Annotated in this window: 23 protein-coding genes; 12 read left to right on the top strand and 11 right to left on the bottom strand. The window is 34.7% G+C overall.

The genetic code is table 11. From position 1 onward, the window contains the following. Nucleotides 1-221: 221 nt before the first annotated feature. The 4 genes from ACK3CR_RS17525 to ACK3CR_RS17540 all read right to left on the bottom strand — a co-directional run bounded on the left by ACK3CR_RS17525 (nucleotide 222) and on the right by ACK3CR_RS17540 (nucleotide 3,178). Entirely contained in the window at nucleotides 222-725 is a 504-nt protein-coding gene (locus tag ACK3CR_RS17525) for a DinB family protein (protein WP_243519265.1), read from the bottom strand. A gap of 153 nt (nucleotides 726-878) precedes the next feature. Beyond that, complete coding sequence (locus ACK3CR_RS17530; protein WP_328124662.1) at nucleotides 879-1,331, bottom strand: CBO0543 family protein; 453 nt, start codon at nucleotides 1,329-1,331, stop codon at nucleotides 879-881. Between the two features lie 205 nt (nucleotides 1,332-1,536). Beyond that, the gene (locus ACK3CR_RS17535; protein WP_410915041.1) at nucleotides 1,537-2,253 is read right to left on the bottom strand and encodes a metallophosphoesterase family protein; all 717 of its coding nucleotides are present in this window, start codon (nucleotides 2,251-2,253) and stop codon (nucleotides 1,537-1,539) included. Nucleotides 2,254-2,782: 529 nt separating this feature from the next. Further along, on the bottom strand, nucleotides 2,783-3,178 hold the full coding sequence (locus ACK3CR_RS17540) for a hypothetical protein (protein ID WP_488975856.1): 396 nt from the start codon (nucleotides 3,176-3,178) through the stop codon (nucleotides 2,783-2,785). Between the two features lie 361 nt (nucleotides 3,179-3,539). On the opposite strand from ACK3CR_RS17540, the gene ACK3CR_RS17545 reads away from it, so the two are divergent. Together ACK3CR_RS17545 and ACK3CR_RS17550 are read left to right on the top strand one after the other, a co-directional pair. After that, on the top strand, nucleotides 3,540-3,875 hold the full coding sequence (locus ACK3CR_RS17545) for an ArsR/SmtB family transcription factor (RefSeq protein WP_026568583.1): 336 nt from the start codon (nucleotides 3,540-3,542) through the stop codon (nucleotides 3,873-3,875). 41 nt (nucleotides 3,876-3,916) lie between these two features. Continuing rightward, complete coding sequence (locus tag ACK3CR_RS17550; RefSeq protein ID WP_243519257.1) at nucleotides 3,917-4,915, top strand: NADP-dependent oxidoreductase; 999 nt, start codon at nucleotides 3,917-3,919, stop codon at nucleotides 4,913-4,915. A 1,048-nt stretch (nucleotides 4,916-5,963) separates the two neighbouring features. On the opposite strand, the gene ACK3CR_RS17555 is transcribed toward ACK3CR_RS17550, so the two are convergent. The 6 genes from ACK3CR_RS17555 to ACK3CR_RS17580 form a co-directional block, all read right to left on the bottom strand. Continuing rightward, a complete protein-coding gene (locus ACK3CR_RS17555) occupies nucleotides 5,964-6,128 on the bottom strand; it encodes a DUF2197 domain-containing protein (RefSeq protein WP_243519253.1) in 165 nt (54 codons plus the stop codon). A 22-nt stretch (nucleotides 6,129-6,150) separates the two neighbouring features. Beyond that, nucleotides 6,151-6,489, bottom strand: coding sequence for a hypothetical protein (locus ACK3CR_RS17560; RefSeq protein ID WP_488975857.1), 339 nt, complete (start codon nucleotides 6,487-6,489; stop codon nucleotides 6,151-6,153). A gap of 36 nt (nucleotides 6,490-6,525) precedes the next feature. After that, nucleotides 6,526-6,708, bottom strand: a complete 183-nt coding sequence (locus ACK3CR_RS17565; protein WP_243519249.1) for a TetR/AcrR family transcriptional regulator — start codon at nucleotides 6,706-6,708, stop codon at nucleotides 6,526-6,528. A gap of 250 nt (nucleotides 6,709-6,958) precedes the next feature. Further along, nucleotides 6,959-7,300 (bottom strand): VOC family protein, encoded by a 342-nt coding sequence (locus ACK3CR_RS17570; protein WP_410915042.1) that lies wholly within the window; start codon nucleotides 7,298-7,300, stop codon nucleotides 6,959-6,961. A 499-nt stretch (nucleotides 7,301-7,799) separates the two neighbouring features. Next, on the bottom strand, nucleotides 7,800-8,783 hold the full coding sequence (locus ACK3CR_RS17575; RefSeq protein ID WP_488975858.1) for an aldo/keto reductase: 984 nt from the start codon (nucleotides 8,781-8,783) through the stop codon (nucleotides 7,800-7,802). Nucleotides 8,784-8,994: 211 nt separating this feature from the next. Beyond that, on the bottom strand, nucleotides 8,995-10,176 hold the full coding sequence (locus ACK3CR_RS17580) for an MFS transporter (protein ID WP_488975859.1): 1,182 nt from the start codon (nucleotides 10,174-10,176) through the stop codon (nucleotides 8,995-8,997). 308 nt (nucleotides 10,177-10,484) lie between these two features. Here ACK3CR_RS17580 and ACK3CR_RS17585 point away from each other — a divergent pair, with 308 nt between their 5' ends. From ACK3CR_RS17585 to ACK3CR_RS17615, 7 genes are all read left to right on the top strand, one after another. Beyond that, on the top strand, nucleotides 10,485-10,913 hold the full coding sequence (locus ACK3CR_RS17585; RefSeq protein WP_328164765.1) for a MerR family transcriptional regulator: 429 nt from the start codon (nucleotides 10,485-10,487) through the stop codon (nucleotides 10,911-10,913). A gap of 379 nt (nucleotides 10,914-11,292) precedes the next feature. Then, nucleotides 11,293-12,144, top strand: coding sequence for an aldo/keto reductase (locus ACK3CR_RS17590; protein WP_488975860.1), 852 nt, complete (start codon nucleotides 11,293-11,295; stop codon nucleotides 12,142-12,144). Between the two features lie 653 nt (nucleotides 12,145-12,797). Next, nucleotides 12,798-13,568: an SDR family NAD(P)-dependent oxidoreductase gene (locus ACK3CR_RS17595; RefSeq protein ID WP_488975861.1), complete on the top strand. Its 771-nt coding sequence runs from the start codon at nucleotides 12,798-12,800 to the stop codon at nucleotides 13,566-13,568. A gap of 90 nt (nucleotides 13,569-13,658) precedes the next feature. Next, nucleotides 13,659-13,997, top strand: coding sequence for a bacillithiol system redox-active protein YtxJ (gene ytxJ / locus ACK3CR_RS17600; protein ID WP_488975862.1), 339 nt, complete (start codon nucleotides 13,659-13,661; stop codon nucleotides 13,995-13,997). Nucleotides 13,998-14,306: 309 nt separating this feature from the next. Next, nucleotides 14,307-14,978 carry an ArsR/SmtB family transcription factor gene (locus tag ACK3CR_RS17605; protein ID WP_430237013.1) on the top strand — a complete coding sequence of 224 codons (672 nt, stop codon included), beginning with the start codon at nucleotides 14,307-14,309 and terminating at the stop codon, nucleotides 14,976-14,978. Nucleotides 14,979-15,326: 348 nt separating this feature from the next. Further along, on the top strand, nucleotides 15,327-15,986 hold the full coding sequence (locus ACK3CR_RS17610) for a carboxymuconolactone decarboxylase family protein (RefSeq protein WP_430237015.1): 660 nt from the start codon (nucleotides 15,327-15,329) through the stop codon (nucleotides 15,984-15,986). Nucleotides 15,987-16,085: 99 nt separating this feature from the next. Then, the gene (locus ACK3CR_RS17615) at nucleotides 16,086-17,198 is read left to right on the top strand and encodes a flavin monoamine oxidase family protein (RefSeq protein WP_488975863.1); all 1,113 of its coding nucleotides are present in this window, start codon (nucleotides 16,086-16,088) and stop codon (nucleotides 17,196-17,198) included. Between the two features lie 221 nt (nucleotides 17,199-17,419). Here ACK3CR_RS17615 and ACK3CR_RS17620 read toward each other — a convergent pair whose 3' ends face one another. Next, complete coding sequence (locus tag ACK3CR_RS17620) at nucleotides 17,420-18,433, bottom strand: DUF3231 family protein (protein WP_488975864.1); 1,014 nt, start codon at nucleotides 18,431-18,433, stop codon at nucleotides 17,420-17,422. A gap of 491 nt (nucleotides 18,434-18,924) precedes the next feature. Here ACK3CR_RS17620 and ACK3CR_RS17625 point away from each other — a divergent pair, with 491 nt between their 5' ends. The 3 genes from ACK3CR_RS17625 (at nucleotide 18,925) to ACK3CR_RS17635 (ending at nucleotide 21,305) form a co-directional block, all read left to right on the top strand. Continuing rightward, complete coding sequence (locus tag ACK3CR_RS17625) at nucleotides 18,925-19,929, top strand: DUF3231 family protein (RefSeq protein WP_488975865.1); 1,005 nt, start codon at nucleotides 18,925-18,927, stop codon at nucleotides 19,927-19,929. Between the two features lie 56 nt (nucleotides 19,930-19,985). Next, the gene (locus ACK3CR_RS17630; RefSeq protein WP_488976206.1) at nucleotides 19,986-20,414 is read left to right on the top strand and encodes a hypothetical protein; all 429 of its coding nucleotides are present in this window, start codon (nucleotides 19,986-19,988) and stop codon (nucleotides 20,412-20,414) included. 324 nt (nucleotides 20,415-20,738) lie between these two features. Then, nucleotides 20,739-21,305, top strand: a complete 567-nt coding sequence (locus ACK3CR_RS17635; RefSeq protein WP_488975866.1) for an RBBP9/YdeN family alpha/beta hydrolase — start codon at nucleotides 20,739-20,741, stop codon at nucleotides 21,303-21,305. Nucleotides 21,306-21,681 lie beyond the last annotated feature (376 nt).

The following is a 21,681-nucleotide window of genomic DNA, read 5'->3' on the forward strand; positions in this document are numbered from 1 at the left end:
TTCACATCGCTTCAATAGTTTTCCAATCAATCCTTAATTATATGATAACCAAAATGTTTATTATTATTGGCACCGCTTTTAAAGGATTCTGTGATGTTTACTATATAGGAAGAGTGTATATTTTATACCTTCTTAGTTTATATAATGTTAATTATCGGAAATCACATGCAAAAAGCCCTTTTATTAAGGGCTTTTACTTGTTTACCCTTATATATTTAATGTTACATTTTGGGAGCTTCCATACCCAAATTCGCCCATTCTTCTTTTGATGGTCCATAAATACCTGGAACGGTTAATCCTGCTTGTCTCATAAGAACGGTCATTTGTCCTCGATGGTGGTTTTGATGTTGTATTAAAAACATTAAAAGTGACCCATTTGATATTTTCTGACCCAAAAAGTCTATTCTTTCTTCTAACGTTTTGTCGACCCATTGAGTTTTTAATGCTTGTACAAATGCGTCACTTGCTTGATGATAGCTGTCTGCTATAAACTGAGCCGAAGTAGGAACAGGCCAATCTTTAGAAGGTGCTTCAAACGTTAAGTTAGTATTTGAAGCAATGATGTGAATGGCAGCTACTGTATGCCAAGCAATACGTCCCAGAGTCCAATTCTGTGAAGTAATTTCCTGCTTAAGCGACCCATCAGTTAAATTTTTTAGTAGTCTCTGAGTAGCATTCGCTTCATACTCCCAAGATTTTAAAAAACTATCTAAACTTTGAAACATAAAAAATCCCCCTTCGTTTATCCTTTTAATTCCATTTTAACAATAGTTGTATTATAAAACATTATGTATAGGCCATCCACTCCTAGTTTACATAAAATATGTTATTGGCATTAAATAGGGATCTTCAACTGGAAGATCCCTTCATGGGGAAACTTAACTCATTATTTTTAACTTTTTTAAGTGAAGATAATACCAATACAACCACATATATGGGATGAGGTAGGAGAAAAATGTCCAAATAGTATTCCAACCATTACTATATACAACTTTTCCACTTAAAACTAATGTCATTTCAAGAAAAGTAGTAAATAGTGATATGGAAAAGACCATTAGGTAAGGTCTTTTCGTTTTCTTTATAAAGAATATCAAATAACTTGCCAAAATCGGATAAAGTCCTAAATTAAAAGGTAAAGCAGACAAGGTTTTTTGATCAAAGAAGGGAGCAATTTTCCAAAATCCATAGTAGAAGCCGAATTCATTTACAATAAATGCAATAACACAAAAAAATGTGCCAATTAAAAGTATAATCGCCTTATCTCTTTTATAAAGATGAAGAATTCCAACAGTCCAAGGTAATATGAACGCAATTAGGATATTAAAGATCACTTTTTCTAATTTCCTTTTTGTATTTATCTTCTCCTTATTTTAAGGAGTCTAATCTTTAAAACAAAGTATTATATGCATACTCTATACAAATCTACTTACCACAATGTTGCTTATCGGAATGTAAAGAAAAAAGCCTTTAAATCGGGCTTTTTTCTTTACTCATTTTAAAAGTATAAGCTAGGAACTTCTTTGCTAGACTCAAAGATTACACTCTTCCAAACTTTAAAGCATACGCCCAATCTGGACGCTTATTAGTTTCTGCTATATGAACTGCTTTCTCCCAATCATAAAATACATTAATATGTTCAATTACCCACTGATTAGATATCTCTTCTATAATTGTATAATTAGCATAGGGAGAACCTGACTCCATTTTATGAAGTAGTGGTAAATCATCTTCATAAGCCGGAAGCCCCACACTACCAGGGTTTATAACCAATTTTCCATTTGGTAAATAAACAGTCCTAGGAACGTGACTATGGCCACAAAATATAATGTTTTGTTCAACACCTTCAAGGGCTTGCATAATTTCTTCTGAATTCTTTAAGGTCCCCCCTTCTTCTGTCATTTCTTCTAATAAATAGACTTGATCAGAAGAAGGTGTACCATGACATAAAAGAATATTATTTATAGTGATGCTACTCGGAAGATGTTTCAGCCAATCAAGAGCTTCTTTTGTTAAAGTTTTTTTGACATAATGGATAGTGGAACCTTCCTTTTCCTCTGAGGGCTCCAGTATAATTCGATCGCAATTCCCCATAATATGATATATATTATGTTCCATTAATAGGTTAAACGTCTTTAGAGGATCCAATGGGCCATATAAACTGTCTCCTAAATTAAATACTGTATCAATATTTCGACGTGCAATATCTAACAGGACAGCTTCCAATGCTACGTTGTTTCCATGAATGTCTGCCATAACAGCTATCTTCCTCATCTAATACACCAACCTTCCTTATAATTTCATTTTACCAAAAGTTTTGTTTAACAAATCCTGTATACAACATACAAACCTAGTTAACATAAGCTAAATTCTAGGAAGTAAAAAAAGCCAATCCATTTATTAAAAATGTGATGGCTCTTTTTTATAAAAATTTTTGTTTGTGATTCCCTCTATTGTAAAATATATTGTTCCAATTCTATTACTTCATCGTACTGGGAAGTCCGAGGTCTCATTCCCTGAAACGCTTCAGATAGTTCTATCAGAATGCACCCACTAAAGGTGGAGAGCATTACATTTTCAAGCTCCTCTTGATTTAAAGGTAAGATTGGAGGAGATAAATAAGCAATTACCCTATACGTATAATTATTTAATTCTATAGACTGGATAGGTACAATAACTGAGGATATTTCTTGAATGGATACTGTAATATCTGGTATCTCACTATAGAGATGTTTAAATAACAAACAGATAGCACTATATGATTCATAGTTATCCACTACCTGACCTAAGGCCATTTGTTGATTACAAAGTGGAATGATAAAAATATCTCCTTTCTTCCATCTTTGTTTAGTCTCTTATAGTTTAACAACAACCCTTTTATTTGCTCTTCTTCATAAGAAGATAGATAAATACCCAACATACTATTCAAGATACGGGCTACTTTAAACATCAATTCACCTTTAGCAATGGCAATGGTAAGGGCATTGCTTTCCTGATCAAATTCAATCCGATTATAAAATTTCCGGTCTAGTTTCTCACGCAAGACTTTGCGTATAAGACGCAATGCCTCATCATTGGTTTCTACTTTGAAAAGATCCGCCATATCCTGTGAAACAAAAAAAACAGAGTAATTTTCGTCGGGAAACTGAATCTCTATAGCACCACATATTAGCTTGTCCATTCTACCCCTCACTTCTCCATTTTTAACCATAAAGGATAATATAGGAATACTATAGCATGCAATATAGCGCTTGTATGCTGTATTTAGTGATGTATTCTCTATAGGGGAATCATCTTGGAAATGTGCTTAGCGTTGTAAATCCTCATTTTCCTCACCCTTCCCCTTAGAGCAATCATCAAACATAGTCCCCTTTTTTAAGTTGCTGAACATTGAAAGTTAATGATGCTTCCCCTCTAAGATGTATTCGTCTCGATTTGCTTTCTCAATATTGCATCTAACATAACAATAGTATATTGTTGTATTCGGTAATATGGTTCATCAACTTAAACCATTAAACTGATTATTGGAGGTATTTTACTGAATGAATAAACAGGATCAATTAAATATGATCAAAGAGGATTTTATTAATTGTCAAAAAGTACTATTGGCAATTGGTGATGAAACACGTCAATCGATCTTGTTAGTTCTAATGGGGACGGATTGTCAAACAGGATTACGTGTGGGTGAAATCACTGAACAAACACATCTTTCTCGACCTGCTGTGTCCCATCATCTTAAGGTTTTACGAGATGCCGGTGTTATTTTAATGCGTAAAGAAGGGACAAAAAACTTCTATTATATTAATGTACGTACAGAATTAGGTTTATTAAGAACGCTTGTGTTGGATATTGATAAGTTCATGCAGAACTTTTATTGAAATGATGGAATTTAAACACACATTATTTGGAGGTATAGGCTATGAGAGCAATGGTTATTGATAGGTATGGGAAATCTCCAATGCGTTTGGCAGAAATGTCCGCACCTGAAATTGGTGAGTATGAGGTACTCGCAGAAATTCATGCAGCTAGTATTAATCCTGTTGATTTTAAGATACGCGATGGGAAAGTGAAATTGTTAGTTAAATATAAAATGCCTCTTATCTTAGGCAATGACTTTTCTGGTGTCGTTGCAAAGGTGGGCGCAAAAGTGACTCGTTTTAAAGTTGGTGACGAAATATATGCACGTCCACGTAAGAGTAAAATCGGTACTTTTGCTGAATATATCGCTATTCATGAAGATGACATCGCCTTAAAACCTAAAAATTTAAGCTTTGAAGAGGCAGCATCGATTCCGCTGGTTGGGTTAACCTCCTATCAAGCCCTAATTGACATTTTGCAATTACAAAAGGAACAAAAGATTTTAATTCAAGCTGGGGCTGGTGGTGTCGGTACCTTTGCTATTCAACTGGCCAAATTAATAGGCGCCACTGTTGCAACGACTGCCAGTGAAGCTGGTGCGAATTTAGTAAAATCTCTTGGTGCAGATGAAATTATAAATTACAAGACAGAAAAATTTGAAGAGATACTAAAAAACTATGATGCCGTATTTGATACACTTGGGGGCGAGATACTCGAAAAATCATTCGAAGTGATAAAAAGTGGAGGAAAAATTGTTTCCGTTTCGGGATTACCGAATGCTCGTTTTGGTAAAGAATATGGTTCCGGATTTTTTAAAACGTTGTTGTTTTCAGCAGCAAGTAATAAACTTACTGCGCTTGAAAAAAAGCATAATGTTCAATATACGTTTTTGTTTATGAAGCCAAGTGGAGAGCAATTACGTATAATCGCAAACTTTATTGAGATTGGTAAAATCAAACCTATAATTGATAGAGTTTTTCCTTTTGAAGATGCTCAAAAAGCGATGGAATATGCGGAGTCAGGAAGGGCGAAAGGGAAAATAATATTAAAAATCAGATAGTTGTCAAACGAAGCAAAAAATACGTCCTAAATTTCCATTTTTTTCTTTTTAATAATTCTATAAAAGTCACTCCCTTTTAATCAATCTTTATTCTAAAGCTACAAATGATCTTCATCGAACGGGCGCTTTAATGAAGTAATCAAAGCCTAAATTCTTACTTATAACACCGGGAATTTAGGCTTTTTATATTGTAATTTGCCTAACGTTGTAAATCCGCATTTTCCTGACTCTACCCCTAAGAACAGAGAGTTTAGTGCCTAGTTCAATGCATTTTTTAGTGTCATCAGAACTCCTGAATTGCATTCGGGTCTCACGATATAATGCCGACGATTCTATTCATCCAATTCCCTCATTATTTGAATTATCTTTCATAATACTGTACTCCCTCAGTGACTGAAAGAAGTGTTAAAAGTGGAAGAAAATATGCATATGATGAAAAAAGGGCAACTTATTTTAAGGGATCAGTCTGTTTAGAACCAAAAGGAATTCATCCATAAACGGTTTGGACTAGTTGCATAAGACCAGGGATCACTAGAAATCTTTCGCTTCACTATATTTTCTTCAAGTATTTGAGCTAAAATCCTAAAAGCCTCTAGATACGAAAAATATTATAGGGGCTTTTTTATCGTTACAAAAACTATATGAAACGACTAGACGGTTACACAACATCTAGTGCTAACCATTGAAGAGTGGGTTCAAAACATCCATCCTGCTAAATCAGCCGAACAACGAAAAAGTTGTTGTTATCTTAATTGAAAATAATTGCATAGATCTTGTAAAACGGCTCAATTGTTTAATTCAAAGAACATGTTACATGAATTTACCTTCCATACAGTTCTTGTAAAACCCTTTGCGTGTAAATTGGATTAGGTGCAATTTCTGCTAGGGATATCGTCAGGAAAATACGGATTTACAACGTTAGGCAAATTACAACATAGAAAAATTGGTTCCTTACAACGTTTAGGAACCTATTTTTTTGATTCGGCTTGTTATGCTAACGCATTCGTAAGTTGAAGTACATTATTCCACAATCTATTCTCCCAAAAAACTATCTAAAGAAATTTTTGATTGCTTCAATGCGTATTTTATGACTACAATCTTCGCAACAAAAAATCCTACTCTTTCTTTCCTTAAATTGTTTATATTTTAGTGAACCTTCGTATACTCTGAATATTTTTTTACAACTATAACAAAGGACCTCATAGTAAATCATTGTTATCCTCCTATGTGACACATTACTTTTTAGTTGAGTTATCTAAGATTGTAACCAGTTCTCTAGTATATTCCTGAACATCTAAATGAGGCTTTCTCATTAATTCGATGGTGAACCCGTCAATGGCATTTCTTGTTGTTAACGCCATCACCCTTGCCGATGGTCTGGTAAATTCTCGGAAAATTCCTTCTTGCATCCCTAGGGTGAGAATATTTTCAATTGGAAGTAAAATAGTTTCATCATGTTCTTCTGCAAACCGAAGTTTACCATCAGCAGTTCTCTTATTAGAAACCATTTCTATAACAGCGAAAACATGCTGCCGATTTTCATTTGCGAATGTAAGATTGGATTCAATATACACCCGAAGCATTTCTTTAGGAGAGTTTTGAGCTTCTATTCATTGAGAAATATATGATTGCCAAGCCATATAGTATTCGAAAGCTACTTGCTCCAATAATTCCTCTTTATTTGCAAAGTAATAAGAAATAACCCTCTTACTGATTTTTGCGCGTTTTGAAATTTTTCCTAAAGAGACTTGAGCGTAACCCACTTTTGCAATTGTTTTAATCGCACATTCCACAATTTGAGCTCTACGGGCCTTTTCGATGAATGACAATTGTTTTTTGGTTAATTGGTTTACTTTTTTTACTCATGCGCTTATTTTAGTACAGTCGTACAAAAAATTCGAACAAAAAAACCATTTAGGTGAAGATTCTATAAATGGTTTTTTTGTTCGAATTTTATAAAAAGGGGTAATCTTCTACTTTTGCTATTCCAAGATGTGCTTTTTTTGTAGAGTCCCCTATTGATCTTTAAGAAAAATAAATAATTTACTCTGATAAAATTTCAACGGTAAATCCACCTGGAGCTTTAACATAGAAAGTATATCCATGAGCTTCAACTGGAGGATCGACCTTATAACCATCATTTTTTAAACGTTTATTAATTTGATCAACTTTTTCTCTACTTTCTTGTGGGAATCCAATATGAAAGGTCTTAGGGTACTTAACATCCTTTCCTTTCATTAAAGTTAATACAAATTGATTTTCATCAAGCATAGCAGCAAACCCTTTTCCTTTGCTACCAACACATGTCATACCAAAATAAGTTTCTAAGAACTGTCGTGAACTCTCTACATCTTCGACAATTAAGTTTAAATGATTTAGTTTCATGCAACCACCTCTTTAGATAATTATATCCAAAGGGGTAAAACGGTACAACTCTTTCGCAACCAGGATAATTTTAGTTGCAATTTACAACTTTTTATAGAAAAAGTAACAATTAGAAACAGTCCGTAAAAGTATACTTTTATGACCTTATATTTCACTACCTTCACAAAGACAAAGCATTACCTTCCAAAATATCTGCTTCTAAAGATAGAGATGTTATTTATAACGATATGCTTTAAATTCACGTTAAAGCTTCCACTTGTTTATAGGATGGACTATTATCCAATAGGAACTTTTTAAAAAAGTTTTATCATTTCTTTTACGTTTTAGGGTTTTCTTTCATCTATAGAGGCCCATCTTTATTTGTCGAGATTCTTCTGTATACACAACTATTAATCGAGGGAAACCTTAATGTCTTTGCACTATAGCGTTCGTTCACTGAGACAATAAAGAAGAAGACAGCTACAAGTCATAAACTAGACTTGCAGCTGTCTTTTAATGATTAATCATTCATGTCTTTTAACTTTGCAATGTCTTCATCCGTTCGGTTGCCGAAAATTTGAACGTTTTCAAGTTCTTTCTCAATTTGATTAAATTCATCCTCCGTAAGCTCTACATCGGCTGCTCCGAGGTTTTCTTGGATTCTCTCTAGCTTTCTTGAGCCAGGAATAGGTACGATAAAATCTTTTTTATGCAACATCCAAGCCAGAGAAATTTGTGCCAACGTAGCTCCCTTTGATTCTACAAAACGTTTAATCAAATCCAGCAAGGGCTGATTTGCAACTATGTTATCTCTGTCGAAGCGTGTGATGACCCTTCTTACATCATCCCCCTCATACGTGGTATCTTCTTTAATTTTTCCTGATAAGAATCCACTAGCTAGAGGCGAAAAAGGAACAAAACCAATACCTAGTTCTTCACAGGTAGGGATAACATCTTTTTCGAACATTCGCTCCATGATGGAATACTCACTCTGAATAGCAGTCAACGGTGTAACGGCGTGGGCACGTCTGATTTCCTCCTCTGTAGATTGGGATTGTCCCCAGGCACGAATTTTCCCTTCCTTGATCAGCTCGCCCATGCTGAATGCTACTTCTTCTACAGGAATATCCTTGTTCACTCTATGCTGATAATACAAGTCAATATAGTCTGTCCCGAGTCTTTGCAAAGAAGCTTCCACATGAGTTCTTATCTGCTGCAGTGTCGATTCTTTTGAAGTAACAGCACTGTCTTTTTGAATTGTAAACTTGGTAGCAAGTATAACGTTGTTCCGAATAGATTTTAGAGCTTCCCCCACGAGTTCCTCATTGGAACCATGGCCATAAACTTCAGCTGTGTCAAAGAAAGTACAACCTAAATCATACGCCTGACGAATTAGCTTGATCGACTCGTTTCTGTCTGGTCCACTGCCGTATCCATGGCTAAACCCCATACAACCAAAACCAATCGATGAAACCTCTAAATCACGTAGAAATCGTTTTTTCATACGCTTTCACCCTTTCTATCGATATGAGTACATGTTACAACTTTCGCGTAACACGAAGTCAACACTTTTAATAGTTTTTGATAGAAACATAAAATAAATTTTTTATAAAAAAGACAGACTAGTTCTATCTAGTCTGTCTTCCCTAATGTGTCATTTAAATCAATATGTCGTTTAGAAGTATTAAATGATTTTATCCTTCATAAACTGTTGTTTACTTTATCCCTTCTGTTGAAAGGTGTTTTTTGAAATCAAACATATATTTCCTTATTAAAATAGATACTAAACTCAATATCAGGAATAGTAATCCTCCTAATACAATGTATTGTGTCCCCATTCCTGATATAAATAAGCCACCTACTGCTGTACCAATGGTTATCCCTAAATTACTAACGGATAAAAACAATCCATTTGCGAAATCAGGAGCTTCTGGGGCCGCAGAGGTCATCCAATATTGACTGACGTTATTTCCTATAGCAAATAAAAACCCCCATAACAAAATTGTAAGCATCATAGATCCAGTGGATGTCCCCGTAAGTAAGGACAATAGATGAACGATTCCCAATACAATAGGAAAAGTTATGGCGGTTTTCATAGCATTCCTTGTAAGTAACCTACCACCTACAAGGTTTCCAATTAGACTAGCTAAGCCTAATATAAATAATGCCAAAGTTAAGATGTTCCCTGATATATTCGTAATAGTTTCAAGGTATTCTGTAATAAAAGTATTCACACTCGAGGTTGCGGAACCTATAAAAATGACCGTTGCAATTGCTAACCAAGTAAGAGGTCTTTTTAATACACTCACTTGAGATTCATAAGAAAGTCTTTCTTTAACGGGCATGGATGGAATAAATATCAATGTAGCTATGAACGCTAATGCATTCACGATAGCAAAGAATAACATGGCGATTTCTAGGGAAGTTTCACTAGCAATATAATTCGTAATGGGTACGCCAAGTATCATCCCTGAGGTTACTCCTAAAATTACTTTAGAAACAGCTTTTGGAGCTTCTTCTCTGCTAGCTGAGGTAGCAGCTACTGTCAAAGCCAATGAACAATAAATGGGATGAAAAAATGCTGGAATCACACGAGCAATTAGCAATATGGTAAAGTTTGATGCAAACATAGAGACGATGTTACCCAAGACAAAAATGCCAAGGACAAGTAACATGACCTTTTTGCGATTTATACCTGAAAACAATAATGGCAGTATAGGACCAGAAATGGCCACAGCAAGGGCAAAGAGGCTCACTAGTAGCCCGGCTTGAGATACACTAATATGATAGTGATCGGCAATCAAAGGTAATACCCCAACAACACCCATTTCAGTCGTTAAGATGCCGAATACTCCAATGGTTAATATAAAGATAAGCAAATTATTTCGTTTAGACATAAAAATCTATCCTCAACTTTCATTCGTTCATAATGTATTGATGTGAATTTTGTGATTTATCTTGAACTATCCTAAATTCTTTCTTTTCACTGATGAATAGCTTACGTTTTTTATTCCATAAATCATCTCTCCCTTTTTGTAAGTTTTCGCTAAAGTGGCCATCCAATGGGTCGAAATCGGCTATATTCCTTGTATTGGAATGACAACTTCAACACCTTTGTGCTACACTAAGCCTACTACCTTCGTGTAACACGAAGTCAAGAGTTTCCGAGTAACATTAACTTAAATTTTTTGAGGAGGACTTACTAATGTATACGGTGAAAGAAGTGGCTAAGCTCCTTGATCTCACTGAACATACGGTTCGCTACTATACAGATAAAGGATTAGTTCCAAGTTTGCAGCGTGATAAAAATAATAATCGACTTTTTGATCAACAATCCATCAATTGGCTTAGAGGTGCGAAACATTTGAAACAAAGTGGTATGTCAGTCGAGGCTATCAAAACCTATGTAGACTTATGTCTGGAAGGTGAATCTACTATCCCGCAACGTTATGAGATTCTTTTGGAACAAAGAGACAAGGCTTTGGCTCAGTTAGAAGAAGCAAAACAAAGAGCAGAATTTATGGTAAACAAAGTGGATCACTATCGTGATATTATGAATCATATAGTTCCAGATAACATGAATCCTGGTACTTGGTCAAAAAATGACATGCAAGAAAAAGCCCATCAAAATTAATGGGAACCGTGAATAACAACACTGTTGTTTTAGGTCAGTTTAGAGAAATAAGGATAAAAGAGGTGAGGAACAGTTTACACGGCAACCTCTATTTCCTCTTACACTCTGAAATAAGAAAAGCACAAACCCACTGTTACCTAACAGGTTTGTGCTTTTTCTTTATGTATATTTTTACGGATGTTCGTTGGATTTGAGTAGACTAGTCACTTCTTTTATTGTAAATATGGTAAGTCCTCTATAAAAAAATAAATAAACTTAATTTAAACTGATTGACTTCGTGTTACTCGAAGGTGATAGCCTAATCATAGCACAAAGGTGCTGAACTTATAAATCGTAATCAAAAAAGACTAAATAGGGTAAAACATAGGAGGAATTATGTATGCAAAAAGTAAGGTTAAATAATGGTGTGGAGATGCCAATATTAGGCTTTGGCGTTTACCAAATTGAAGATGCAAAACAATGTGAACAGGCTGTCTACGAAGCTCTTATCTCTGGTTATCGTTTGATTGATACGGCTGCGGCTTATATGAATGAAGAAGCAGTTGGAAAAGCAATCAAACGAAGTGGTATCCCAAGAGAAGAAATCTTTATTACAACAAAACTTTGGATTCAAGATGCTGGTTATGAGAATGCAAAGAAAGCATTTGCAAAGTCACTGGAACGATTACAAGTGAATTATATTGATTTATATTTAATTCATCAGCCATTTGGAGATGTATATGGTTCTTGGTGTGCTATGGAGGCATTGTATCGTGAGGGTAAGATTAGAGCGATTGGAGTCAGCAATTTCTATCCGGATCGTCTGGTAGATTTAATTACTCATAACGAAGTAGTTCCAGCAGTAAACCAGGTTGAAACTCATCCTTTCTGCCAACAAATAGAAAGTCATAACCTTATGAAAGACAACAATGTTCAGATCATGTCTTGGGGACCGTTTGCTGAAGGAAGAAACAATATGTTCCAAAATGAAGTATTACTATCAATAGCCAAAAAGTATAATAAATCCGTTGCTCAGGTGATTCTACGTTGGTTGACACAAAGGGAAATCGTTGTGATTCCAAAGTCTGTTCATAAAGAAAGAATCATTGAAAACTTTAACATCTTTGACTTTGAATTAAGTCAAGAAGATATGGAGACAATTACTACGTTAGATACGAAAGAGAGCGTGTTCTTTTCACATAGAGAACCTGAGTTCGTAAAATGGCTTGGTAATGTTAAATTTGATATTTAATAGTATTCATCACTGAAAAAACCGATTTCCATTAATGATATAGCGTCTTTAATAAACCTAGTTAACATAAAATACATTATCAGTAGAAATAAAAAAGGACTTTAAAATTTAAAGTCCTTTTTCCTTTTGATTAGCTTAATTAAATGATTACTACATGAATTATTTCATATTAAAATCTTTGATCGATCTTCATTTTTATTTTCCTCTTTCCTCCCATGAGCCTATATAATAACGGGAATTAATAGTAAAGATAAAATACCTCCACTTAACGATAGGAATAATATTGGCGAGTCTAATTCAGAAACATTCTAATGAAAATAGTACAGGATGGTTATATAAACACTAGATATCACGCGTTCTTTTATCCGCGCCACCCAAAATGTAAAATTTGAGGATATCCCTTAGATACCTATCTCACATTTAATAAATTTATGACAGAGGAAAAAATATTATCGGCTAAATTACTATAAGAATAGCTCGCATGAATACTACTCGCCATAAAGAAATGATGTAGTGAGTAAAAACTTAGTTGACGAAATAAAATTCCGATGCTATTATTCAACTATTCAATTGAATAATGATTTGCAAATCATATAAAAAGATTTTCAATTAGTGATTAACGAAATAAATCATACAAATGGAGATGAATGATAATGAAATTTGAAAATAAAACTGTTATCGTAACTGGCGGAGGTACTGGGATTGGTAAAGCCACTGCAAAAAGATTTTTTGAAGAAGGAGCAAATGTAATTATTAATGGCCGTCGAGAAAATGTATTAAAGGAAACAGCTTTAGAGATTGATCCAAGTAGCAAAAAGGTTTTATATGTAGTTGGGGACATTAGTAAAAAAGAAACTTCAAAGAACTTAGTTAAAACAGCAGTAGAAATGTTTGGCGGTGTGGACGTATTAGTTAATAATACAGGTAAATTTAATCCAACACCGTTTCTTGAACATACAGAAGATGATGTACAGTCTTATTTAGATACAATTATAAAAGGAACATTCTACCCTTCTCAAGCCGTTATACCAGAAATGCAAAAACGTGGAGGAGGAGCGATTGTAAATACGGGTTCAATGTGGGCTATTCAAGCAGTGGAAGCAACTCCTTCATCAGCTTATTCAGCTGCAATGGCAGGAAGACATGCTTTAACAAGAAATTTAGCTGTAGAATTTGCTGGCGATGGCATTCGAGTAAATGCCGTAGCACCTGCAGTGGTTGAAACACCAATTTATAATACTTTTATGTCAGAGGATGAAGTAGCGAAAGTATTACCAACTTTTAATGAGTTTCACCCTATTGGACGTAATGGTACTCCAGAAGATGTAGCGAATGCTGTCTTATTCCTTGCTGATGATTCATCATCATGGATTACAGGTATTATTATGCCACTTGATGGTGGAATTACAGCTCGCTTAAGATAAAAATAAAAAGGGGGAAACTTCCCCCTCTATATGTATGAATTCTTTATAATACTAGAGAATATTTGCAATTCATGTAAGGAGGGAGACGGAATGGATTGGAAGGAAATAAAAACATTAGAAGAATGGAATTCCATCTTAGAAAATTCCACAAAACAAGGACAGGTCATTTTAAAGCATAGTACTACTTGTCCCGTAAGTGCTAATGCTTTACAAGAATACAATGATTATTTAGAGAATACACCAAATTATGATTTAGATTACACTCTTGTGAAAGTAATTGAATCACGCGCAGTTTCTAACAAGATAGCTGAGGATGTGAATGTGAAACATGAATCTCCACAAATTATTTTTGTGAAAGATAAATCTAAATATTGGACGGCATCACACTGGGCAGTCACCACTGAACATATGAGCGCCGTATTAAATTAATAAAAAGTAGTACTATCTTTTGATTGATTTTCACATCATAATAATTAGCCTTATACTGAACCATAATAATTTAGACACCGTAATATTAAAAAATCGATGCATTTTAATTGATGACATTGTTCGTTACATTTCTTGAAATTATAGCTAACCTGCAATAGAAAAATAAATCATACAATCATCTTTTTAATTCACATTTAATTTTCTCTTGTAGATTAAGTATGAGCTAATACAATCATTATCTTGTTATTTTTATTTCAACTATAGTATCATCAACAATATAATCAATTGAATAATAAAGGATGATTAATTATGGAAGAGCTCATTTCTTCTGCAAAAGATTATAAAGATGAAATGTATAAACAGCTATCAAGAGTTGGAAAATGTTTGTCCAGTGACAAACGTCTTGAAATATTAAATTTATTAGTTCATGGTCCAAAAACAGTGGAAAAATTAGCTAAGGATACGGGGATGAGTGTGGCAAACGTTTCACGTCATCTTCAAATTCTAAATGACTCAAGATTAGTTAAGTTTACTAAAAAGGGAACATATGCTATCTATTCATTGGCTGATCCAGCTATTACTGATTTCTTGTTTTCCTTATGGCATATTGGCGAAAAACAGCTTTCAGATATCAGTCGGATTAAAGAAGATTTCTTAGGTGGCTTGGAAGGTTTATATACCCTTACGATGGATGAAGTTTATGAAAAATTAAATGAAGGAAATACAATCCTCATAGACTTACGTCCCTCAGATGAGTATGAAGCTGGACATATAGAAGGTTCAGTCTCTTTACCTATGGAAAAATTAGATTCATATCTTCAAGAATTACCGAAAGATAAAGAAATTGTAGCTTATTGTAGAGGTCAATTTTGTGCCTTTTCAGCTATAGCTGCACAAAAAATGAAAGATAAAGGACTTAAGGCTTACCGTATGGCAGAAAGTATTCACGAATGGGAAAAGTATCTGGAACTAAAACATTAATATATAAATTCTGTTTGTAGTAATATAAAGGGCTACTTTTATAAGCGCAAGAATATCCCCTTATAATGTCAGTAAGAATAGAAAAAGCAATGAAAACATACTTTATTGCGGTTCCTACTTAAGAAAGCATTTTATGATGCATTTTTCACTAATATAATTCGTAAAAAGTACGCCCTTTCTTACTGATATGATTCTTATTAATAAATCTTCAAAAATCATATTAGTAATGATTATATAGATCGGTCAATTTAAATGTTATTTAAATAGTTGATATTTTAACCGCACTTTGAATATTCCATATGCGTTAAAGTATTAAAACAGACTGCTGTAAAAAAAGGAGTAGATAAAATGAACAAAGATAGCTTATATGAAAAATCATATATTAATCGTTTAGGGGAATTTAGTAAATTATCGAATGAGGCATTTCGTGCCTTTACTAATTTTGATCAAAAAGCCTTATCTCAAGGCAAATTATCTTCCAAACTAAAAGAATTAATAGCTGTAGCCGTGGCTCACGTTACAGGTTGCCCTTATTGTATTGAAGCTCATGTTAATCAAGTCAAAAAACAGGAAGCAACAAAAGAAGAGATGGCGGAGGCTATTATGGTAGCAACAGCGTTAAAAGCAGGATCTGCTTTGGCTCATGGAGTTAATGCGCTTAATGCTTATGATGGAAACAATGATGATGAATTGTACAAATCTAATTATATTAACCGTTTAAGCGAATTTTCTTCTCTACAAAAAGAAACCTTTAGCTCTTTTATTTCTTTCGATCAAAACGCAATGAAAGCAGGGAAACTTAGTGTGAAGGAAAAAGAGTTGATTGCAATTGCGATTGCTCATGTTACCGGTTGTCCTTATTGTATTGAAATTCATGTAAAAGCAGCTAAAAAAGCACAAGTTACAAAAGAAGAAATGGCTGAAGCTATTATGGTAGCAACAGCATTAAAAGCAGGATCTGCTTTGGCTCATGGAGTTAATGCGCTTAATGCTTATGACGAAAACTAAGCTTTGGGTAACAGTCTGAATTTTTACCTTTAAAGACAGTAAGACACCCATTTTTTGAATGACTGAATTAGAGAATTTTTTAAGAAAGGAGGAAAGAACATGACTCATCCTGTAATCATTGTTGGAGCTGGTTTAAGTGGTCTTTATGCTGCGTCTCTGCTTGCTGCACAAGGTATCAGTTGTAAGGTTCTAGAGGCTAGAGATAGAATCGGTGGTAGAGTGTTGAGCACTTCTGATTCAAAGAGACCTGACTTAGGAAAATTTGATCTTGGACCGACATGGTTTTGGCCCCAGTACGAGAGGACTATTGCTAATCTAGTCAAAGACCTGGGTTTAGAAACTTTTGTCCAGTACACCCAGGGAGAAATGCTTCTAGAGCGATCACATAACACATCACCAGAACGTTATAGACTACCAGAAAACTCTGTTGGATATTCGGTTCGATTCAAAAGAGGCGTGCAATCTCTTATTGATGCTGTTGCAGATACTCTCCCATTAGGGATAGTAGAGTTAGAAACTCGAGTTACGGCCATTAGATTAGATCAAGAAGATGCTATTACAATTGAAGCAGTCCTTGCTGATGGAAAGAAAAAAGAAGTGTCTGCAAGTGCTGTTATCTTAGCATTGCCACCTCGAATCTTAGCACACCATATTGAATTCTCTCCCTCTCCCTCTGCAACCCTTATTACTGACCTTGTCAGTAAACCTACATGGATGGCAGGACAAGCTAAGGTGGTGGCAGTTTATGATCGTCCGTTTTGGAGAGAATTTGGACTTTCTGGTTTCGCCACGAGCTGGGTTGGACCATTGCAGGAAATTCATGATGCGTCCCCTGAAACTGGTTCCGGTGCCCTGTTTGGTTTCTTTGGAATACCAGCAAAGATGCGTCAAGAACTAGGAGAGGATAGTGTTTTAAAACTGGTTATGGATCAACTTGTTAGACTCTTCGGACCTTCTGCAAAAAATGTGAGTTCTATCCACTACAAAGATTGGTCTAGAGACCTAGAAACAGCTGTTGAGGAAGATTCCGATCCACTTACAGACTTTCCAAGCTATGGCCCCCCAAAAAAAGCAGGAATATGGGAAAAGAAACTCTTTTTTGCTGGTACCGAAACAAATGCACCATTTGGAGGGCATCTTGAAGGTGCACTGCAATCAGCTGAACAAGTAGTTTCTGAAATCACTCATTTAAAGCTATCTGATAATAGATAGAAAATGATTAAATAAAGCTAACTTGTCTCTTTATTCAATTATGCAATTAAATAATTAAATCATTTTTTTGAATGATAAACATAGCATAGAATGCTGTAGTATCATTAGTAAAACTAGTTAACATAACCTATATTCCCGGAAGTAATAACAGCGCAAACCTGCTCAGTATAGCAAGTTTGCGCTGTTTATTTTCTGTTCTTTCACACACTACTCTTAATGGCTCACTTTTTCTTTTTTACCAGTTGTTCTTTATCTAATGTGGTGGGAGGTTGCTCCATCCATTGATTCTTAATCATGATATCAGCTCCATCCTTAGCATACAGAGCCACTTCAAGAGATAAACGTTCATAATTGATGATTAAATCACTTCTTTGACTGGCTGATGCTGCCGTGGCGTAATTTCCTGTTCCTGTTGCACTTAACATGGCCATATGAAACATAACTAGTTTATCCGAAAAAGGCGGTGTTGTCGCATCTGTAATAGCAACATCAGGTGAGATAGGGGATTCTATATCGCTATCGAGAAGAATCCTTGTGAAAACCCGCATATGTTTTTGGGAAATATCCCTTCCCCTTAACATCCAATTTTGAATCTCTTCCTGAGGGGAAACTTGGGCAAAACTAAGGGACAGTTTACTTCCGATATGGTTCGTTATACTGTTCATATATAAATGGGAAATCTCTATGGCGTTTAATGGTCGTTGTTTGCTGAATAGAGAAAAACCACTTAAATATTTATGACTATCTACAAAATCTGTTTTGGTAGGATATGAGATATAAGGTGCTCGAATATATAATCCCTTTTCTAGTAATAAATCGGTACTCTGATCAAATAAATCAGAGGTTTCTCGAAGTCCTTTTATAAAATACGTTTTAAGATCTTTCCTCGCCCCCATAGAGGTGAATCCACTATATCCAAGCATCCCTACCCTGGCCATATGAGCTAAATAGTTAAGTATAAAAGCGTCGGTATATAGCCGAGGGGCATTTACATTCACATCCTCATCTGTAAACCCTGTTGGGAGTGGAATCTGTTCCTGTTGAAATAATGTGGTTAACTCTTCAATATGAGTACAAGAGATGTCATATGCCCACTGAATAAGAGGACGAATATCATCATCTTCTATCGTTTGTAGTAAATAAGATAATACACATTTGGACATACTATCTTGCATATAGTTAGTCCAAATACAAGCTATTTCAGCTGAAGTTAGCTGGGTAGGATGTTTCGTCATAATCTAGGTACCTCCGGAGAATAATTGTTCAGGGTATGTATATTCTTTACAGGTTGAATCTAAATTATGACGAAGGCCAAGGGAGAATATCCTTTGGCCTTTATTTATCAAGTTATGTTTAGTAAGCTTGCTCTGTTTAATGATGAATGTTTTTTCATATAGTGCTCCAATGAGCAGTAGGTGAATCACTAAAGTGAATATCATCTTTTCTAATTCAAATAATAGGATTTATTAGAAGAGAAAAATATTCATTTTGTTAAAAAGTATTATATTTTTAAGTTTCATCTTCAGATTTTATGGGTAAAACATTAAGTGGATTGGAATTCCTTAAGAAACAGATCTAAAAAGACTGTTTCTTTTTTTATGTATATGAAATACAAACTAGTTCACATAATGTTGCTTATCAGAAATTACATGCTGACTACCTTTTTTATTAAGAAAAAATTCATATCTATTGATGAATCGGCAAATATTATCCAAGAGGTGATAATGTGGATAAGAACAAGTTAAAACTTACATCTTCCGAAATAGGAACACTATGGGGAGAATATGTAAACGGAACCATGACGGATGTAGTGAATCGATATATGTTCTCTATTGTTGAAGATGAGTCAATCAAAACCATTTTTGAAGATGCTATTAAGACTTTTGCAAAACAAAAGAAACAAATTATAGCTTTTATAGAAAACGAAGGGTTTCCCGTTCCCATTGGATTTACGGAGTCTGACCTCCATAAAGGTACGGAGAAATTATTCACGGATATCTTTTGCTTGAATTACTTACATATCATGACGTTACATGGCTTGCTCGGGCATACCACTTCATTAGGTGTTTCGGTTAGAAAGGACTTAAGGGATTTCTACGACTCGTGTGATAATGATGCCAAAAGAATGTATCATCAAACGATTGAGTTATTGCTTGAGAAAGGGAATTTTCAGAGAGATCCTTTATTTTATCCTGCCAAGAACCCTGAATTTATTTCTAGTCAAGATTTCACAGATGGCATTTTCGGAAAAGGAAGACGCTTATCTGCACCAGAAATTATAAGTATTTCGTTCAACTTGAAAAAGAGTATTATGGCTAAAACGCTTTCTATCGCTTTCAGTCAAGTCGCTCAATCAAAAGAAGTAAGAAAGTTTTTAGAGGATTCCCAGAACACGGCTGATAAACAGATACAAGCCTTTTCAAAAATCATGCACGCGGATAATTTACCTGTTCCTCGATCGTGGGAAACAGAAGTGACCATTTCAACCGACTCCCCTTTTTCCGATAAGTTAATGTTGTATCATATTGGTTTCTTGTTCCAAGCTGCACAAGCGTATCACGGAACCGGTTTAGCATCAGCTATGCGAACAGACCTTATAACCACTTATGAAGGCACCATTCTGAAAAATCTAATGGTAACTAAAAAATGGTTTAATATTATGGTGAAAAATAAATGGTTAGAACAACCGCCACTTGCTCCCAATAGAAAAGAAATTGCAAAAGAACAATAAACAAAATACTATTTCTAGGGTATGTTTAAGTGAAAAAGAATCCATTTGAAAAGTTAATGTGGAGTATTGCACTTCCTGGATTTGGCCAATATTTAAACGGTAAATATGTTAAAGGCACAGTTTTACTAATCCTTGAATTTCTGATTAATGTACAAGCGAATTTTAACGAAGTCATTATTTTAAGTTTTCAAGGGGATATTTCATTAGCTATCCAACAAACAGATTATCCATGGTTAATGTTTTATCCGTGTGTATACTTTTTTGCGGCGTGGGATGCTTTTAAAGATGCAGGAGGAGGAAAAGACGGATATTCTTTTCTTCCCTTTGTGTTCAGCGCCTATTTTGTAACTGTAGGAGCCATTTATTCCTCAACATTGACAATATTTGGGGTGTTATGGGGTCCTGTGTGGATGCCTATGTTATTTGTGCTTCCTGGCGTAGTAATCGGTTTAGTTGTTCAAGTCCTTTGTAGATCGATCCTTTAATAGAAATCAGAAAAAGGAATACTGTATAATACCCCATCCTTGGAGCAAACGACAAGGAATGCCCTGGGGCATCAGGTAATTACATAAGGTTATAAGGCACCAATAAAGAAAAAACGACCTCTTGATAAAAAAAGGTCGTTTTTTCTCTTTCTAAACTGTATAAAGGATTCATTTTTAGTTTACATAAAATCAATTATCGGCACTAAAAAAGGATTTTCGTTTAAAAAAGCCTTTTAGTTGCTTATTCAAGTGTTTCTCCTACCATATAGGTTCGGATTAGTAATATACTGTTTTTATATCTATAAAAAGAAAGGAAGAGGAGCAGTGGGAAAACAAGTATACATCATTCATGGATACGGAGCTTCACCAACTAATCATTGGTTTCCATGGTTAAGGGAAAAGTTAATAGCAGATGATCATCAAGTTTCGGTTCTTCACATGCCAAATTCGTCTGATCCTAAGAAAGAAGAATGGTTGGAAACATTAGCTAATAATATAAAGAATGTAGATAACAATACTTATTTCGTAACACATAGCTTGGGGTCTATCACACTATTGAACTACCTAGAACAATTAGATCCATTACCAAGCTTTGGAGGTTTTGTTCTTGTTTCTGGCTTTTCTGAAACCTTATCATCCTTACCTTCACTAAACCCTTTTACAGCTAAAAAAGTGGATTATAAAAAAATAATTTCCGCAACTCATTCACGTGCTATTATTGCTGCGAAAGATGACTCTATTGTTCCTTCTCAATTGAGTCAAAGTTTATCAAAACAATTGGATGCATCCTTTTATCCTGTTGAAAAAGGTGGTCATTTTCTAGAAGATGATGGGTTCATTACTTTCCCATTGGTTCATGATGTTTTAAATAATATGATGAAAACGGTATAAATAATGAGGGGAACACCTTTTCGTGACAGCCTAAAACTAAAAAATGTTCCTAAACAATCTGGTCCCCTTGCTGAATAAGATATCCAATAATCAAATGAATACTCTATAAGAACTTAGTTCATATAATGTTGATTCTAGGAAGTAAAAAAGTGTAAACCCTTTGAGTGACAACGGTTTTACGCTTTTTCTTTTCATATAGTAATATTTTTACGGACGAATCCAACTTACAAATTTTACAATTCGCAGATTTCTATCTCCAGGTGTAAAATTAACCATAAAAAAACCCATAAATATTAGACACCAATCTAACAATTATGGGACAGTTCGATATAGAGAGCTTTTCTAAAAGAGGGTCAGACGTCAAAGCGCCCCACTC

Source organism: Priestia sp. TRM10 (assembly GCF_057808375.1).

Bases quoted from the DNA above. Each gene is read 5' to 3' on its own strand.
- ACK3CR_RS17525 (WP_243519265.1), bottom strand. From the start codon at position 725: ATGTTTCAAAGTTTAGATAGTTTTTTAAAATCTTGGGAGTATGAAGCG.
- ACK3CR_RS17535 (WP_410915041.1), bottom strand. From the start codon at position 2,253: ATGGCAGACATTCATGGAAACAACGTAGCATTGGAAGCTGTCCTGTTA.
- ACK3CR_RS17540 (WP_488975856.1), bottom strand. From the start codon at position 3,178: ATGGACAAGCTAATATGTGGTGCTATAGAGATTCAGTTTCCCGACGAA.
- ACK3CR_RS17545 (WP_026568583.1), top strand. From the start codon at position 3,540: ATGAATAAACAGGATCAATTAAATATGATCAAAGAGGATTTTATTAAT.
- ACK3CR_RS17550 (WP_243519257.1), top strand. From the start codon at position 3,917: ATGAGAGCAATGGTTATTGATAGGTATGGGAAATCTCCAATGCGTTTG.
- ACK3CR_RS17555 (WP_243519253.1), bottom strand. From the start codon at position 6,128: ATGATTTACTATGAGGTCCTTTGTTATAGTTGTAAAAAAATATTCAGA.
- ACK3CR_RS17570 (WP_410915042.1), bottom strand. From the start codon at position 7,300: ATGAAACTAAATCATTTAAACTTAATTGTCGAAGATGTAGAGAGTTCA.
- ACK3CR_RS17575 (WP_488975858.1), bottom strand. From the start codon at position 8,783: ATGAAAAAACGATTTCTACGTGATTTAGAGGTTTCATCGATTGGTTTT.
- ACK3CR_RS17580 (WP_488975859.1), bottom strand. From the start codon at position 10,176: ATGTCTAAACGAAATAATTTGCTTATCTTTATATTAACCATTGGAGTA.
- ACK3CR_RS17585 (WP_328164765.1), top strand. From the start codon at position 10,485: ATGTATACGGTGAAAGAAGTGGCTAAGCTCCTTGATCTCACTGAACAT.
- ACK3CR_RS17590 (WP_488975860.1), top strand. From the start codon at position 11,293: ATGCAAAAAGTAAGGTTAAATAATGGTGTGGAGATGCCAATATTAGGC.
- ACK3CR_RS17595 (WP_488975861.1), top strand. From the start codon at position 12,798: ATGAAATTTGAAAATAAAACTGTTATCGTAACTGGCGGAGGTACTGGG.
- ytxJ (WP_488975862.1), top strand. From the start codon at position 13,659: ATGGATTGGAAGGAAATAAAAACATTAGAAGAATGGAATTCCATCTTA.
- ACK3CR_RS17605 (WP_430237013.1), top strand. From the start codon at position 14,307: ATGGAAGAGCTCATTTCTTCTGCAAAAGATTATAAAGATGAAATGTAT.
- ACK3CR_RS17610 (WP_430237015.1), top strand. From the start codon at position 15,327: ATGAACAAAGATAGCTTATATGAAAAATCATATATTAATCGTTTAGGG.
- ACK3CR_RS17615 (WP_488975863.1), top strand. From the start codon at position 16,086: ATGACTCATCCTGTAATCATTGTTGGAGCTGGTTTAAGTGGTCTTTAT.
- ACK3CR_RS17620 (WP_488975864.1), bottom strand. From the start codon at position 18,433: ATGACGAAACATCCTACCCAGCTAACTTCAGCTGAAATAGCTTGTATT.
- ACK3CR_RS17630 (WP_488976206.1), top strand. From the start codon at position 19,986: ATGTGGAGTATTGCACTTCCTGGATTTGGCCAATATTTAAACGGTAAA.